The following is a 16,218-nucleotide window of genomic DNA, read 5'->3' as shown; positions in this document are numbered from 1 at the left end:
TTTACACCTCCATACAGTGACAAATCTCATTATTGAGTAACCACTACCAATATATTCAGTGCCTTACTAATTTATTAACATCTATTTTTGACATTTTTTGCAATAGCGTATATTGTGCAAAATGAGGCACGAATATCCGCGCCTCATTAAAAGTAATGTGTTTGTGTGTGTAAAAGCTTATTATTTGCGAACTGATTTTTCAACAATAAAGTCAACAGCTTTTTGAACTTTTAAATCTTCTTTTAACATCGCTAAACTTGGTAATTGAGCCTTTAACTCTTCTAATTCACGTCCATAAGCTTGAGCAATTTCTGCTAATTTTTCATTAACTTCTTCTTCAGTTACATCGATATTTTCAGCTTTTACAATTGCTTCTAATGTTAAATTGTAGCTTAAGCGTTTTTCTGCCTCAGGACGTAATTGTGCCTTAAATTTATCCATATCCATTCCAGTAAATTGGAAGTATAAATCTAAATTAAATCCTTGCATTTGGAAACGTTGATCGGCTTCACGAACCATTTGAGCAACTTCTGAATCAATCATTTCAGATGGAATCTCAAATTTTGCGTTTTCAGTCACTTTTTCAACAACTGTATCAATAACATGGTTGCGTGCTGCTGTTTCTTTTTGATCTTTTAATGTTTTTTCTAAGTCCGCTTTTAAATCTGAAATTGTTTCAATTCCTTCGCGATCTAAATCTTTTACGAACTCATCATCTAAAGTTGGTAATTCACGAGTCTTCACTTCGTGTAAAGTAACTTTAAATGTTGCATCAGCACCTGCTAAATCTGCTGCGTGATATTCTTTAGGGAATGTCACATTGATTTCTTTTGTTTCTCCTGTTTTCATTCCAATTAATTGCTCTTCAAATCCTGGAATGAATGAGTTTGAACCGATCACTAATGGGTGGTTTTCACCTTTTCCACCTTCAAAGGCAACACCATCTTTAAATCCTTCATAATCGATAACAGCTGTATCTCCGTTTTCAACAGCTCCTTCTTTAACAACAATCTCAGCATGATTTTGTAATAATTTTTCTAATTCATTTTCGACGTCTTTTTCTGTTACTTCTGTCGATAACTCTTCAACTTCAATTCCTGTGTATTGTCCTAATTCAACTTCAGGTTTTACAACAACTGTTGCTTCAGCTACTAACTCTTTACCTTTTCCGATTTCTTTGATATCCCATGTTGGAGCAGCAACAGGAGCAATGTTTGTTTCTTCAATTGCATTTACATAAGCTTGAGGTAAGATTGCATCTAATGCGTCCTCGTATAAAGCTTCTACCCCAAATTTTTGTTCAAACATTGGACGTGGTACTTTCCCTTTACGGAATCCTGGAACTTGTAAATTTTTTGATACCTTTTTAAATGCAGCGTCTAATGCTTTATCAAATGATTCTGCTGAAAGAGTAATTGTTAATTTTACTTTATTTTTTTCAATTGTTTCAACTTTAACTGCCATTTCTTCTAACCTCCATTAATAAACGTTTCGTTTACATCCTTGTAACAACTTCTAAATTATAACATAGCCTTTTTCTAATTTCTACATTAATGATGATAAACTTAGGATATACTGACTCATTTTGTATGTAATGTCAGGATTTGTTGGAGCCGTTTCACAGCTATTCAACCCCTCTAAATCTAACCCAAAAACTTGCTGGGCCAACTCCTTTATCACGTCGTCCTCATAAAAATCATCTATAAAAGGAAATGAGTATTGATAAAAATACACAAGTAATTGCTTCAGCTCTTCCTGGATGCACTCGTCTAACTTTAACATCTCTAATCGTTCAATTGCATAGGCATAACACCTCTCCATTTTTTTTAAAACTGCTGGCTCTGCTAAAACACGCCTAGTAACTCCATTAGCTTTAAAGGTAATGACACCTTGTAAATTTTTACGACTCATCAATTCAAATAACGCTGTTTTAACAAAAGGAATTTCACAACTATTGGTTATATCTTCTAATACATGGGTGAATGGCATTAATCGCTCCTCTTCAACCTCATATAAATCTGAAATAATAGAGAATTTCAATTTTAAATTAGTCCCGGTTTGAAGGGTATCTATTTTTTTCACTATCTGTTCATACCAATAATTCTCATAATAATCCTTTAAAGAGTACATTAGCTCCTTTAAATTTTTTATAGAAAATGATGATAACTGATTAAAGTAAAAATTTTCTTTTTGTTGTCGCATTTCCTTTTGGTTTTGAAAAATAGCAACCAATATATCATGTGCAGCAATCGTTAAATCTAAACGTTTCTTTTCAAAAATAGAAGCAATTAATCGATCGACTGCATCAAATTCACGTTTTAGTGTATAGGCCGACATTAATTGTTTTTTTATTTCTGTCCCAATATCAACGCATGTAACGGATACTAAGAAGTCCTCTAACAAGCAAATAGCCTGATCAATATACCCCTTCTCAATCAACTCAATCGATTGTTCAATTTTCGCTCGATAATTAGTCTGTAATTCATAAATTTTGGCCACTCTTACCCCTCACTCTTTACTGCTTACAGAGAAAGCAGCTTAAAATACAAAAAAAGAACTACTTAGTGTAGTCCATCATTATCGTTAAATGGCATCCCGGGAGGGATTCGAACCCCCGACCGACGGCTTAGAAGGCCGTTGCTCTATCCAGCTGAGCTACCGAGACTTAATAGTTATTTAAATGAAATGGCATCCCGGGAGGGATTCGAACCCCCGACCGACGGCTTAGAAGGCCGTTGCTCTATCCAGCTGAGCTACCGAGACATGTTTTCCAATTACACAACTTATTCTAAATCATTTAGTTTCATTTGTAAAGCCTTATTTAACAATTTTTTTCTTTTTTCTTCAAACATTAGAGCCATTATGTTTGTTATTAATTAAAAAGAGGGAATTATTCCCCCTTTAATTAAACAAGATGATGAGCTTTATATGCCCCTTCTAACGTTGGAACATGAATACAACGAATGTCATATTCTCCATACGTCATACTTTCTAATTTATAAATCCATGCCCACGGATCACAAGGAAACATATGAATGACATCAACATATTTTTCATAGAAATCATTTAAATAGCGTCGGCACTCCTCTTCTGTCTGAAACGGCATTACAATTTTAACAAATGAGTTCTTATAGTCGCTCACCTTATCCTTAACAAAGGTTTCAAGTAAATCCCCTGTCAACGAAAGTTCACCCCTACTCCACGCTATAATCTTATCTTCCACCTCCTGTAACTGTTGATTAAAACCATCCTCAATCATCATTTGATTTACTACAGGTTTCCAATAGACGTTCATCGTCAATCCCCCCAAATGGTTTTAGTCGCACTTTCTTCATATTCCTCCTCCCTGCCCTTTAGAAAGCGCTTTACACCTAATCATACGTAACTAAGCTTAAAAAGATGAATACTTTAGATAAATTAAATTATTTTTGATTTTCGAGGCGACTCCACTTAAAAATCATCCTCCCCTTCATTAAACTAAATGCTAAGTCTAATTCATAAACTGAGATGGATGCAAATGGATCCGCTGTTGTATTATATTTCTTTTTTTTGATTTTTTAGCTTGATTAATCATCTAATTATGTTATAATTAAATTGTAAATGCCAGTGTGGCGGAATTGGTAGACGCAGTGGACTCAAAATCCACCGAAGTTTACTTCATGCCGGTTCGAGTCCGGCCACTGGTACCAATATTGCTAACTAACACCCTGAGTAATTAAGGGTGTTTTTTTTTGCATTAGGGCGATTATACAGACATTTTCTCCCCGCCTTCATAGATTATATTGAGGATACCAATTCAAACATCCATCTTAAAAACATCCTATTCATTCAAACATCCAACCTTCCTACACTTTTATTAACAAGATCTATTTACTTAATCACTTTCGGTATCCTCAGTCGATTAAGGACAGTAGAATAACTCTAATTATTCATTCTAATTTACAAATACAATTTCCTATCCATAACTTATCATTCTCCTACATTCTCTCTACTTTTTAAAAGTATTCCTATCCATTTTATACAGTTATTTTTATAAACTATTAAATTTACCACACCATATTACATTTTTTACACCACTATACTGTCACTTAAAAAAGATCTCCTGATTCAGAGACTCCCCTTCTAGGGGATGTCATCGGGAGGTCTTTTTCTTATTCTATCCTTCTCACCCCATCGCGTTTATCTCGTTAAACACTCATTAACCGATCCAACTATTATCAAATCATACAAAAAAAGGAACGCCAGTCAATCTATGAGCAGCGCCCTATAATAGAACATGAAATATAAATTCCTGTAAAGTTAATTTACATAAGGGGGAGAAACATACGATTCTTTGATGTTATCATTTTTATTTTTCTAAAATCACCTACTTATTATAAGTATTCAATTCAAAAGTTAAAAAAAGAGTTCACTTAAAATCCAATAAGTAATACACATTTCAAAAATGGCACCAAAAATAAAAGCTTCTATCGTCATATTAATCACTCCCCTACAAAAATGTCATATCCTTAGTATTTATTTTTTTTTATATTTTACACCATCTTTTTATGATTTTTTATTACTGTGAAATGGATGTTCGATAAACGAAATAACTCCCCTTCTTAAAGCCAATATATGAGTGTACATATCCTAATGTATCATTATGTGAGCGACCTAGAATTCGTTGCGTTAAAACAAGATCATGACCAGGTAGCGAATCCTGGCTTTTAATAGCACTCGAACGACTAACCGGCGCTACGACCCCTTTTAATGTCTGTTTCAGCTCACCTTTTTCATTATAAATAGCTTCAAGGTAATCTTGACTTCGCTTAGAGACATCTACTACCGTTACTTCCTGTGTATTTAAATTTTTAATTTCAACCTGATAATTTGGTAAATACGATACCTGAAATTTAAGCTTCTCCTCTAACATCTTATTACTAAATCCGAGCATCATTTTCGCCTCGTGATTAAAGAAAATGTAATAATCCACTTGGTTTCCCGTTCCACCACTAAAGATGTAGACACCGATATCTAATTGCCCGTTATGGGAAAAATCAACTAAGTCAATTCCTCCCCCCATCCCCTTTGACGTCGGAATAGGGTAAAATTCTCTTTCGCTAGTTACCCCACTTTCAATAACAAGCGTTATATCATGATAAATTAACTGATCCCCCTCCTTCATACCAAGCAAATAAATTTGGTCTACTTTCCCATTCCCTGCAAGTGATATACTTTCATGGGCAAGTTCAACAACTTCACTTCTAACGTACCGATAATCGGATTGATACCCACTAATTCCATATTCCATCTTATCGCCTCACTTTTACAATCTACTTTACTATATGCAAAACGTTCGCCTAACGAAACTAAATAAATCAAAAGGCACCTTATTTCATTTGTCGCCCCTATTTCTAATAATAAAAAAACGACGAGTAGAAAACATCTACCCATCGTTTTTTAATTTTCCCCTCGCACCATTTCCTCAAAAGTTGCTCGATCACTATACTCTATTTCATCGAGTTCCCATTCATAAAGAAATGCTAGTGGCGCACACTCTGTTGGTTTAATCATATTAAAGCGAATATACTGTTCATCCATTGTTTTTATAATGATTGAAGCCTTATTATACGTCTGATTTCCAAGTGCTAATTTAATTTTCATCCGTCTATATTGGTCCGTTTTAGCACAGCAATCCTCGTAATAGAAAAATCGATAATTTTCGCTATCAATAAAACGCTCCGTTAAGTATAGTTTATTTTGTTTATCATATTCTCTATTGGTTTCTTGCCCCAATGGATGTCTCATAATTAAATTCACATGGTAAGCTACGATTTCAAGTGGTGTCGGGTGACTAAAATTAATATAGTTTAACACAATAAGACCTATTATTGTCAACACCAAGACAACATAGTAACACCAAACTTCATTAAATAAAACAGGACCTACTACAATGTAGCGCATTAAAAATGCTAGGGCAATCAATAGGTCATACACAAATAAAAAGGTTCGATTAACTCTAAGCATTATAATCCCCCCTCTATCCTTTCAGGGTTAATAACCCTCTTTAATGCATTATATGAAAAAATAAAGGATATGGAACTTAAACCTATCAATTAATCCATCTTTTTACCTAACTCATTAAAACAACAGATAAGAAAGAAGCATTGATAAAATCATTCCAATAATCGACGGAACAATGGTCCGCTTCACTAATCGATACGGCGCAACCTTCAACATCGATGAAATAATGATAACCGTTGGTGAAACAGGAGAAATACTTTTTACTAAATGAGACACAAATTGCATAGGAATAGCCAACATTAACGGATTGACAAATGGAGCAAAACTTGGCATAAACTCAACACAGGCATAAAAAAGAGCTAATCCACTTCCACTTAGTAAACCAATTCCTAACGCAAGCAAACAGAAAAATAACATTAGAATAAAACTAGCTCCTGCTAATTGATGAATTTCTCCAGTCAGGAAATCAATCACCCCTATTACCTTTAATCCTTCAACAAATGTCATCGCCGCAATAACTTGAATAACAACGGTCGTCAATCCAACCCCCATCCCATCAAAAAAGCATTGAATAGATTCAAAGCCATGTTGAATTGAACGTTTTCTAATAACCTCACATAAAATGGCAAGGACAAAAGAACACAATGTGACCTCAACCATTCCCACATTAACTTTCTTTAAAATGACATTAAAAATAATGAGAATAATTAACGGCAACATTGGTAAAATAGCATAAAATCGTGGGACACAAGTAGCCCCCACACCTGACTCTATAATTTCGGATTTAAATGAAAAGCCTGACGCTTGCTCCCTCTTATCACAGAATCGTTGCCAAAAAAAGTGAATCACCGCTAGAATTAAAATAACGGGTAATGAAACTTTCGCATGATAATCAAAAACGTATGTCCCTACGTCCATTGAAAGTGCATCCGCCGCTAAAATATTATCTGCACCTAATGGAGTCGGTGCAATCGTAGCGGCCATTGCAATGACAGCCCCAACACTGAGTGGAGAAACACCTGCCGAAACTAAAATTGGATAAGCTGTTGTCATCAGGAGAACTGATAAGCTAGAAGCACTTGGGATCATTAGCCCTAAAACATTTCCAATCAAATAAAAAAATGGAATTAATAACGCCTTGTATTTAAGCCTTGATAAAGGACGACTAAATAAATAAACAGTCATTTGGTTAGCCCCAATCTCCCTCATGAAGGCAGTATAACCGAATAATAACATTAAAATAAAACTAGCCCCTGTTAATTGCTTAGTAAACACTTCTCCAATCAACTTAAATAAATCAAAAAATGGAACACCGCTACTTTTTTCTTCCGTTAAAAGCGGGATGTGTAAAAAAATGGCGCAAATCATTAAAAGAATCCCACTGAAAAACATTACCCACTTAATCTCAACCTTCTTTTTAATTAAATAACCAGCGATCATTAGTACCAATAAGGTGATTAAAACGATAATCATATCTCATCTTCCCTTCTCAATTATCCTATAAATAACCTTATTATACTAAAATACTACAAAAAATGCTATAAAAATCCTTCGCAAGAAGTTTTCTCCTTGGAAGGACCTTATTTTATAAATGCCAATCAATCTTATCCGACTGAGGGGCCCGACATTGCGGACAATATTTATCATTTTCACTCAATTCATAACCACAATTTTCACACGCCCGAATTTGTTTCACTTGGTTAATCTCTACTTGTATTTTTCGAATTTTTGATTTTTGTAATGAAATCTGATGAAAAAGTTCCTGCACTTGTTCAGAATGTGAGAGATCTGTTACTTTATTCGTATAAACAAATTCACCCAATTGCTCAAATAGTTCGTTTAACTCAAGCTTTGCGGCATTTAATGACATTGTTAGCTTCCCAATCTCTAACCATTTATTTGTTTGTTTAAGACCTGATTCGGCCGTTTTAGATACTGTTTTTTGTAGATCATCCCAAAAAGCCACATCATCACCTTCTTCCCTACATTATCATATTAAGCGAATCACTATTTGGTCCATATTTCCTATGATATTTCACATAAGAAGAAGTCAAAAATTTAAACTTCTTGTATAATAAAAGAAAGACCATTACATTTAAAAGGAGGATTCATAAATGGCTGATGCACTAAGCGTTTATTTACTTGATAATTACAATATAACACTTACCCCTGAACAAAAACAGGCGGTTGAAGCCTTAGATGGACCGACCTGCGTTATTAGCTGTCCTGGAAGTGGAAAAACGACAGTCACTGTCATTCGGCTTGCCAATCTAATTGTTAAGGGAAACGTTTCACCTCATCAAATTTTAGCCTTAACCTTTTCTAAGGCTTCAGCTAAAGATATGAATGAGCGTTTCCAATCCCTTTTTCCAACGTTAGCCTCTCACGTGAAATTCTCCACTATTCATAGTTTTGCCTTTCACGTTATTCGACACTTCGAAAAAATAACCGGATCGCATTACCAATTTATTGAGTCGACCGCACCATCTCACATAAATAAAAAACAACTCCTTTCTGCCATCTACCTTGAACAAACCGAACGTTATTTAAGCGATGATGAATATGAGACCTTAACTGGACAAATTAGTCTTCTAAAAAATCTAATGATTTCTCCGAGTCAAACAAATGAAATCAAGCAATACGTCGAAGAGGAACAGGCATTATTTATCCAAATTTATCGGGCATATGAAGCAAAAAAAGAAGCCCACCATTTTCTCGATTATGATGATTTGTTAACAACCGCCTTTTACATCTTAAAAAACCATGATTCCTTACGAAATTTTTATCAACAAAAATATACTCATATTCAAATTGATGAAGCTCAAGATACCTCGAAAATTCAATACGAGTTCATTAAACTACTTGCGGCCCCTTTAAATAATCTTTTCTTAGTGGGCGACGACGATCAGAGTATTTATGCGTTTCGCGGTGCCTACCCCAAACAACTATTAGATTTTAAAAAAACATATCCAGAGGCAACCTTTATCTATTTAACCGATAATTTTCGTTCTAGCAAAGACATTGTCGACCTTTCGTCTAGATTTATTAGTTCTAATACCGAGAGGTACCCTAAGGAGATTAAAACCCCTAATCCAAAGGGTCCCCTTCCCATTCTTCATCATTTTCAAAATGAACGCGAACAATTTGATTATCTCATCGAACAACTAAAGCAAATAAATAATCTTAATCAAGTGGCAATTTTATACCGGCAAAATGTCTCTGCTATCTCACTCATCGAACATTTAGAACGAAATCAATTACCTTTCTGTTTACAAGAGGGACGTATCTCCTTTTTTTCACATCCCATTGTTAAAGATATCGTCGCCTTTTTTCACTTGTCTCTTTATCCTCAAGATGCCGAAGCTTTTAAACGCATTGCAAAGGTGCTATATTTATCGGCCGCCACGATCTCAGCGGCACTTTCGCAGACTAAAAACTCATACCTTGACTTTCTAACCCAGGAAGTTACCTTTAAAACGACCTTCCAGCAAAAGAAAATTAGAAAATTCAAACTCCTTCTTCCAAAAATAATCACTCTTCCACCAAGAAGAGCCATTAACTATATTTTGGATTCCCTTGATTATGAATCCTATTTGGTAAAAAAGGGATTTTTAAAGGATGAAAAGGAGCGTACTTATACCCAGGGAATTGCTATCATTGAAACATTAAAAGGTATCGCAACGGAAACGAGCGATGTCCATAAATTTTTGAATCGATTATCTCATCTCTATCGCCTTAGCCATCAAAATATAACATCTGCTCAAAATGCCGTTCGCCTGCTCACTTTCCACGCTTCAAAAGGATTAGAATTTGACACCGTGTTTCTGATCGACTGCATGGATGGAATAACTCCCTCTTCAAACGCGCTTACTCAACACCTTTTAAAAGATGATGCAGAGTTTGAGGAAGAACGACGACTTTTTTATGTAGCCATGACGAGAGCGCGTCACCAGCTATACCTTCTGAGTATTTCTAGTAAGCATAACATGATTTTTGATCGCTCCATCTTTATCAAAGAAGTCCATAAAATCCTGAATCCTAATCCACAATTCCAATCCAATGAATCTACTAAACGTACATTAAACGGTAAGAAAATAAATGATTTGAAAATTTTACCTGGGTCTTTAGTTAATTTAGATGATTATACGGTTGGAACATTAATTTCTCATCAACAATTTGGTGACGGAATTATTACGGACCGTGAAGGAGAAATTGCTACTATTCAATTTCATTCATCCAAACAAGAAAAACGTATCAGTTTAAAAATTACGGTATCAAACGGAAATCTTACTTTAAAGTCCTCTTAAAAAGGTCTATCCATTACACGGATAGACCTTTCTTTTATACACGTCCCGCTTTAACATGCCCATGTTTTGCTTTTCCCTGAATTTCTGGAACAGGTGGCATATCGTTTTTAGGATGTTTATTTTTCTTATTGCTTTCAGTTCCATGAGGTTCACTAGGATCTGGACGACGCATTCCTTTTTTAGCCATGCGAATCACCTCGCTTTCCCTCATAGTATAAACAAAAGCCAACAACTCATACCTCTAAACTACACACTCGAACCTAGAATAATCGTCATTGTGATTGAGCGAATTTAAGGCGTTCTTTTCCAATCTAGTTTTTTAAATCATTGGCTAACCATAAACGACTAACTTTAAACGTTCTTCCTTGAACATCTACAAAACCTAAATGCCTCAAGTCTTTCAATAAACGACTCAATGTTTCACGACGAATCCCTAATAAATCAGCTATTTCTTGCCTAGAAATCGGAACAATCACTTCAATCCATCCATCAGATCCTTGCGTTTCTTGCTTCAATAAATTAAACAGCCATTTTTTTAGACGCTCTTCCGCCCCCATAAAAACTTGATCGGTCGCTAGCTGTTGGATCCCTTCTAATCGACGATTCAGATATCGAAACCATTCATAGGTCGCCTCTTTTGTTGATAACACCCCTTCCTCTAACACTTGCCGTGGTAACTTCATCACTCGTGCCCGATTAATGGCAACGGCAGTCGCGGGAAACAAATGCGGAGGATTAAATAAAGTACTTAATGCCAGAAATTGTCCTGTTGTATACAGCGAAAGAATTTTTTCTTGTCCTGTTTCCGACACCCTTACAACCTTGACCATCCCGTGATTAACGTAATAAACATAATCGGCAACCTCAGCCTGAAAAAATAGTGATTGCCCTCTTTGAAGTTGTACTTCTTCCATTTGTACATTTAGCTTTTCCAGTGATTCGATAGACATCTTTTTTAATAGCGGATGATTGTTCACCTTCATTGCCCCCTTTACTACAGAAAACTATCATTTTTACTATTTATCTTATCCTTTTAAAAACCTACTATCCCCAAAAACATTAAAACCCCCTTCTGAATATTTCAGAAGGGGGGAGATATTACTTATTCGATGGGGTAAGCATGGTTGCTAGTAAGAAAACTAAAATTGCTGGTAAACACCAACCGAGTCCCATCTCATTAAATGGTAAATAATCTAAAACATCTTTAAGGCTCGTCACATCAAAAATATTAGCCAACGTTGTTATAGTACTTAGCCCAAGAACAACATAAACAGTACTTGCAATCACTCGATTAGATTTAACCATTCGTCCAAGTAGTGTTAATAAAATTAAAACAATTACAACTGGATAAATAATATCTAATGCCGGCCCTGCTAAAGCAACAATTGAATCTACATCATTTGTCGCCATCAAAATACTAATCACCGTTAGAACCACTGCATTCACAGAATAAGGAATACGTTCTTTAAATAAACGGGTAAAAAAGCTTGCGCTTGCTGTTAACAAGGCAATGGACGTTGTTAAACACGCTAAAATAGCTGAAACACTTAAAAAGACTGCTCCAAAAGATCCAAATACTTCTTTCGTAATATACATAACTAATTGTGTACGGGAAAAACTTAGACTTTCAAGTGATGAGGTTTGTGCCCCTAAATACATCAAGCCTCCATAAACGATGGCAAGACCGATAACCGAAATCAATCCAGAAAGTAAAATAACTTTTGACATACTACGGTGATCCTGATATCCTTTGGCTCTTACAGAAGAGAGTATAATTGAACCAAAAATCATAGCGGCAATGACATCCATCGTCTGATATCCTTCTTTAAATGATAAAGAAAAGGCTCCTTCAACGCCGAGTGACGCAACCTCTCCGATTGGAAATACAATCCCTTTAATAATAATTAAGATTAATACTGTTAATAATCCTGGCGTTAAAAATTTTCCAATTAAATCTACAATCGAAGTCGGTTTTAAAACGAAAAATAAACATATAGCAAAAAAGATTAATGTTGTCACTAAGGCATTAGCCCCAGGAAGAAGTGTAGCTACCCCCAATTCAAATGTAGTCGAAGCCGTTCTTGGAATGGCGATAATAGGACCAATGGCTAAAATTAAGATTGTGGCCGATATTTTAGCAAATAATGGACTTACGCGCGATGCCATTAATTCATAAGAACCCTCAGCACGTGAGCAGGCCATAATTCCAAGTAAGGGTAGACCAACGCCTGTCAATAAGAATCCAATTAATGCTGGTAAAAACTGATCGCCCATCATATTTCCTAAAAAAGCAGGGAAAATTAAATTCCCGGCACCAAAAAACATGGCGAATAACGCAAATCCGATAACAAGTGCGTCTTTAAATAACTTTTGATTCATACTTTTTCCTCCTCTAGCTACCTTTACAGATAACCACCTACAATATCTACTAAACTAAAATTAACGACACATCGTAATGTACCGTGTAAATTTTCCTTTAACAGCTGTACACTGTTCTAAAACTTCGAAACCTACCTCTTTTAATTGTTGGTTCATATTGACTTGTGTCACAATAATGAGTTCATCCGCAATACGACGGGCCTCTTTAATAATCATCCGCTGCACTTCAGGCTCAATTGGATTAAAGTGCCCATAAGGTAAATCCAGAATAGCAACCTCGTAATGCTCCTTAATATCTTGAATATCACCAATTTGAATAACCGGCTCATACCCATAGTGTTTTAAGTTTTCAATTGCTTTTTGTGCCACCTTTGGATTTAATTCATTCCCAACAATTTTTCCACCTACCGTTAAAACTTCGAGAATTACCGTCCCAGCTCCACAGCACGGATCAATAATTTGTCGATGAGGATGACGTCCCACCGCAATGTTAGCCACCGCGCGTGAAACGCGTACACTTAAGGAAAAAGAATAGGAATGGGGTTTATTTTCATGACTTACCCACTCATTCGAATTTGCCTCAAGGATTCCAAATAACCAACGCCCTTCAATTACGGTTAATCCTAATACCTGCTTTGGCTGATACATATCCGCTTCCCCGCCAATTAAGAAACCAATATCTTTTAATCGTTTTAAACGCTCTTGATATGAAAGCTCCTGTCCTTTAAACCTTAAAAAGAGACACTTAAATGTTTCAAGATTTAGAGGATTCTCCTTTACTTGTTGATACAATCCTTCATACGTTGGATGCGAGTATAAAATGGTTAAACGCTCTTTAATAAAAACACTTCGGGACGGGTCAATCGCTAGGCTAGAAAATAGATACTTACCTGTTAGCTCTTGATTAAATAGCACCTTCATCTCTAAACGACATAAAGACTCTTCGCCTTCTGCATAATTAATGATATATAAATAACCATCCATCGTTTCTGTCTTCATCACTTGTAAGCCATCCTTTTCTATTTAATCTTACGGTACATACGATATGTTTCATTATAAAGGACTTTGACTGTGATTTGCAACAAAAAAGAAGTTAAACCGACATTTTAGTCATTCCTTGGCAATTTAATAAAAAAGAATGAACCGATAGCTTCCCACTTCTACCTATTCATTCTCATAAAAGTTTTATAAACAATTCACGACCCTACTCGTTTTCGTCTTTTCTCCCTTGAAGGTTCCCAATCCTTCTTTATTCAAGCTACCAAAAAGGGTAAACCATTTCCGCTACCTTACCCAGGATAAGGTATTCAATCTCTTGTCATGTCCTATGAACTAAAGGTCTCCCATTCCTTTTTTTTATGCTACACAACTAAACGCTACCTAGACACTCCCATATAGACAATCAGTCATCTCATTCTGATTTATTCTCTACTCTCCTACCTTCTAAATCCACTAAATATATCTCTTGATTTCTCCTCGATTCTCCCTTAATCGATGAAATCCGATGACTCCCTAAAAATAACAATATAATCATCAATAAAATCCAAATAAAATTCATTTTTATTTTTTCATCCCTCATGTATGCTCTTCATCCTTTAAATCCTACTATTTTTAATCGTTTTATTCTTTTAACTCACCCTCTATTTTAAATCGATTATTCTACTTTACTTATCATCTCACTTACCCTTTCAGAACTCTTTTTATCACGTGTCGAATATATCATATTTAATTTTATTTTTATACCCCTTTGTGCAAACTGGACGATAACTGTAGCAGTTTGGACAAAATCGATCAAAAATTAAAGTTTTATATCAAAAAAAACAAGAAGCAAAGGAATTTATTTCCTCTACTTCTTGTTGAATAATTTCCCTAATATTAGCAATAATGCAATCCAAAAAACTGCAAATACAGGATACAATAAGAAGGTCAAAAGCGCTCTAATCGGTAAAAGACATATCACAGTCCCCATCACAAAAAAGACCATCATTAAAGAAATTTTCCTGTAGTAGACTTTCTCCTCTCTCTGAAGCGGCTTATTAGGGTGTTCAAGCGGAGCCAACCTATAGATGGTGTAAAAACTTAACCCTAATCCCACTACAATTAACCAACGAATCTCCAAAAAGGATAAATAATGAATTAAAATAAGCGTTACTGTATAGATGGTAGCAAATGTTAAGGTACAAAGCAGATAATTTTTAGCATGATAACCCCCAGTAAATTGACGTAACGTGCAATAACATCCTAAAAATAACCCTGTTCCAATCCACTCTCCAAAAATTCCACCCAATACAAACGCAATCAATACATTTACTATAAAATAAATCAAAATCTCAAATCCATAACGATAAATCTCCGCTTCTTGCGACTCAATCATTCCATAACGAATTAATTGTTGAACGAGCATATTAGCCAATGATTGAAACATATAGCCTCCTTAACATGACACTAAAATTTATCGCTCCTTATATAGAAGAAACAATATCATTCAAAAGTGGGAAACCTTCCCGAATGGAAAACAAATTGAAAGTTATATAACTATTGATTCCTGTTGCATTGGATGAACGTATCTGTATTCCCCATTTGAATTCTCATCTTCAGTTATCCGCCTGCCTCCCCTGACTAAGAAACTACAAGTTGTTTTAGAAATCATTGGGCATCTAACTACAAAGTGAGGCGCATAAATAACAAAGACCAAATCCTTTAAAAGCCCCATCTATCTTTTCCCCCCTAAATTAACTCTCCTAACGCAATCGTCAAGGCAGTTTTTAGGCCAGATAGACGATACTTGCTCACGGGAATTTCTATCCCACCCCGCATTTTAAGTGATTGCGACCCTAGAGATTCTACTTGTCTCAAACTAATAATGTAACTATTATGACAGCGATAAAATCCGGTACCATCTAACTCATTTAAGCGTGTTTCCATTTCAGCAATGCTCATCCGAATCGAATGCGCCCCATTAAGCGTATGAATAATCAAATTAGGACGTTTAGTTTCAATATATAAAATAGAATGGACCCCGATACGAAAAATAGAATTTTTCTCACGTAAGACTAAATCCTGGGTTGTCTTTAAGCGTCGTTCCCTTATACAGGCTAGTATATGTCTTGATAATTTAGTTTCACTTACTGACTTTAGGATATACCGGTAAGCCCGAACTTCATATCCCTCCGGGGCGTAGTCAATGATTGAGGTTAAAAATAAAATATCAACTTGTGTATCATAAATTCTAATCTCTTTCGCTGTCTCAATTCCATTTAATTGTTTCATTTGAATATCTAAAAAAAGAATATCTAATTTTTTAGGATAATTTTCTAAAAGGTCTTCACCCGATTCAAATTCGTAAATATGATGAAAGATTCCAGCGTTATCTAGGACGCGTGTTAGCATTTCTTTAAACTTTAAACGAAACACAGCATCATCATCACATAAAGCGAGGTAAATCATCATGATTGCCCCTTTCTAATATACAATATAATTTTATTATAACATATTTCGACATCTTTTATCACTTAAATCAATTACCTCT

The 16,218-nt window shown here is 35.2% G+C and carries 14 protein-coding genes and 3 tRNA genes; 2 read left to right on the top strand and 15 right to left on the bottom strand.

The window, feature by feature from the left end; translation table 11 throughout:
* Positions 1 to 180 precede the first annotated feature (180 nt).
* The 5 genes from tig to VXM77_RS05340 all read right to left on the bottom strand — a co-directional run bounded on the left by tig (position 181) and on the right by VXM77_RS05340 (position 3,295).
* Positions 181 to 1,464, bottom strand: a complete 1,284-nt coding sequence (gene tig / locus VXM77_RS05360; RefSeq protein ID WP_161831694.1) for a trigger factor — start codon at positions 1,462 to 1,464, stop codon at positions 181 to 183.
* An 81-nt stretch (positions 1,465 to 1,545) separates the two neighbouring features.
* Complete coding sequence (locus tag VXM77_RS05355; RefSeq protein ID WP_161831693.1) at positions 1,546 to 2,499, bottom strand: hypothetical protein; 954 nt, start codon at positions 2,497 to 2,499, stop codon at positions 1,546 to 1,548.
* Positions 2,500 to 2,588: 89 nt separating this feature from the next.
* Positions 2,589 to 2,665: transfer RNA gene (locus tag VXM77_RS05350), tRNA-Arg, on the bottom strand.
* Positions 2,666 to 2,686: 21 nt separating this feature from the next.
* Positions 2,687 to 2,763, bottom strand: a tRNA-Arg gene (locus VXM77_RS05345).
* A 142-nt stretch (positions 2,764 to 2,905) separates the two neighbouring features.
* On the bottom strand, positions 2,906 to 3,295 hold the full coding sequence (locus tag VXM77_RS05340; RefSeq protein WP_161831692.1) for a hypothetical protein: 390 nt from the start codon (positions 3,293 to 3,295) through the stop codon (positions 2,906 to 2,908).
* 307 nt (positions 3,296 to 3,602) lie between these two features.
* Here VXM77_RS05340 and VXM77_RS05335 point away from each other — a divergent pair.
* A tRNA-Leu gene (locus VXM77_RS05335) sits at positions 3,603 to 3,689 on the top strand.
* An 869-nt stretch (positions 3,690 to 4,558) separates the two neighbouring features.
* Here VXM77_RS05335 and VXM77_RS05330 read toward each other — a convergent pair.
* The 4 genes from VXM77_RS05330 to VXM77_RS05315 form a co-directional block, all read right to left on the bottom strand.
* Entirely contained in the window at positions 4,559 to 5,290 is a 732-nt protein-coding gene (locus tag VXM77_RS05330) for a hypothetical protein (protein WP_161831691.1), read from the bottom strand.
* 149 nt (positions 5,291 to 5,439) lie between these two features.
* Positions 5,440 to 6,006, bottom strand: a complete 567-nt coding sequence (locus VXM77_RS05325; protein WP_161831690.1) for a hypothetical protein — start codon at positions 6,004 to 6,006, stop codon at positions 5,440 to 5,442.
* A gap of 114 nt (positions 6,007 to 6,120) precedes the next feature.
* Positions 6,121 to 7,476, bottom strand: coding sequence for a C4-dicarboxylate transporter DcuC (gene dcuC, locus VXM77_RS05320; RefSeq protein ID WP_161831689.1), 1,356 nt, complete (start codon positions 7,474 to 7,476; stop codon positions 6,121 to 6,123).
* Between the two features lie 112 nt (positions 7,477 to 7,588).
* Complete coding sequence (locus VXM77_RS05315) at positions 7,589 to 7,969, bottom strand: zinc ribbon domain-containing protein (RefSeq protein WP_161831688.1); 381 nt, start codon at positions 7,967 to 7,969, stop codon at positions 7,589 to 7,591.
* A 148-nt stretch (positions 7,970 to 8,117) separates the two neighbouring features.
* Here VXM77_RS05315 and VXM77_RS05310 point away from each other — a divergent pair, with 148 nt between their 5' ends.
* Entirely contained in the window at positions 8,118 to 10,310 is a 2,193-nt protein-coding gene (locus VXM77_RS05310; protein WP_338507304.1) for an ATP-dependent helicase, read from the top strand.
* Positions 10,311 to 10,344: 34 nt separating this feature from the next.
* On the opposite strand, the gene VXM77_RS05305 is transcribed toward VXM77_RS05310, so the two are convergent.
* The 6 genes from VXM77_RS05305 to VXM77_RS05280 form a co-directional block, all read right to left on the bottom strand.
* A complete protein-coding gene (locus VXM77_RS05305; RefSeq protein WP_172676248.1) occupies positions 10,345 to 10,497 on the bottom strand; it encodes a hypothetical protein in 153 nt (50 codons plus the stop codon).
* 124 nt (positions 10,498 to 10,621) lie between these two features.
* Positions 10,622 to 11,287: a Crp/Fnr family transcriptional regulator gene (locus tag VXM77_RS05300; protein WP_161831686.1), complete on the bottom strand. Its 666-nt coding sequence runs from the start codon at positions 11,285 to 11,287 to the stop codon at positions 10,622 to 10,624.
* Between the two features lie 121 nt (positions 11,288 to 11,408).
* A complete protein-coding gene (gene brnQ / locus VXM77_RS05295; RefSeq protein WP_161831685.1) occupies positions 11,409 to 12,689 on the bottom strand; it encodes a branched-chain amino acid transport system II carrier protein in 1,281 nt (426 codons plus the stop codon).
* Positions 12,690 to 12,749: 60 nt separating this feature from the next.
* The gene (locus VXM77_RS05290; RefSeq protein WP_202618730.1) at positions 12,750 to 13,688 is read right to left on the bottom strand and encodes a hypothetical protein; all 939 of its coding nucleotides are present in this window, start codon (positions 13,686 to 13,688) and stop codon (positions 12,750 to 12,752) included.
* 847 nt (positions 13,689 to 14,535) lie between these two features.
* Complete coding sequence (locus VXM77_RS05285) at positions 14,536 to 15,114, bottom strand: accessory gene regulator B family protein (protein WP_161831683.1); 579 nt, start codon at positions 15,112 to 15,114, stop codon at positions 14,536 to 14,538.
* A gap of 302 nt (positions 15,115 to 15,416) precedes the next feature.
* Positions 15,417 to 16,139: a LytTR family DNA-binding domain-containing protein gene (locus VXM77_RS05280; protein WP_338507301.1), complete on the bottom strand. Its 723-nt coding sequence runs from the start codon at positions 16,137 to 16,139 to the stop codon at positions 15,417 to 15,419.
* Between the last annotated feature and the right edge of the window lie 79 nt (positions 16,140 to 16,218).

The sequence above is a fragment of the Turicibacter sp. KK003 genome (assembly GCF_037014675.1).
Taxonomy (GTDB): Bacteria; Bacillota_I; Bacilli_A; order MOL361; family Turicibacteraceae; genus Turicibacter; species Turicibacter faecis.
The sequence above is the reverse complement of the archived record's forward strand: the minus strand, read 5'-3'. Positions and strand labels throughout refer to the sequence as shown.

What these genes read in the sequence shown, in the direction of transcription:
- tig (WP_161831694.1), bottom strand. Translation starts at nt 1,464, where the DNA reads ATGGCAGTTAAAGTTGAAACAATTGAAAAAAATAAAGTAAAATTAACA.
- VXM77_RS05340 (WP_161831692.1), bottom strand. Translation starts at nt 3,295, where the DNA reads ATGAACGTCTATTGGAAACCTGTAGTAAATCAAATGATGATTGAGGAT.
- VXM77_RS05330 (WP_161831691.1), bottom strand. Translation starts at nt 5,290, where the DNA reads ATGGAATATGGAATTAGTGGGTATCAATCCGATTATCGGTACGTTAGA.
- VXM77_RS05325 (WP_161831690.1), bottom strand. Translation starts at nt 6,006, where the DNA reads ATGCTTAGAGTTAATCGAACCTTTTTATTTGTGTATGACCTATTGATT.
- dcuC (WP_161831689.1), bottom strand. Translation starts at nt 7,476, where the DNA reads ATGATTATCGTTTTAATCACCTTATTGGTACTAATGATCGCTGGTTAT.
- VXM77_RS05310 (WP_338507304.1), top strand. Translation starts at nt 8,118, where the DNA reads ATGGCTGATGCACTAAGCGTTTATTTACTTGATAATTACAATATAACA.
- VXM77_RS05305 (WP_172676248.1), bottom strand. Translation starts at nt 10,497, where the DNA reads ATGGCTAAAAAAGGAATGCGTCGTCCAGATCCTAGTGAACCTCATGGA.
- brnQ (WP_161831685.1), bottom strand. Translation starts at nt 12,689, where the DNA reads ATGAATCAAAAGTTATTTAAAGACGCACTTGTTATCGGATTTGCGTTA.
- VXM77_RS05290 (WP_202618730.1), bottom strand. Translation starts at nt 13,688, where the DNA reads ATGAAGACAGAAACGATGGATGGTTATTTATATATCATTAATTATGCA.
- VXM77_RS05285 (WP_161831683.1), bottom strand. Translation starts at nt 15,114, where the DNA reads ATGTTTCAATCATTGGCTAATATGCTCGTTCAACAATTAATTCGTTAT.
- VXM77_RS05280 (WP_338507301.1), bottom strand. Translation starts at nt 16,139, where the DNA reads ATGATGATTTACCTCGCTTTATGTGATGATGATGCTGTGTTTCGTTTA.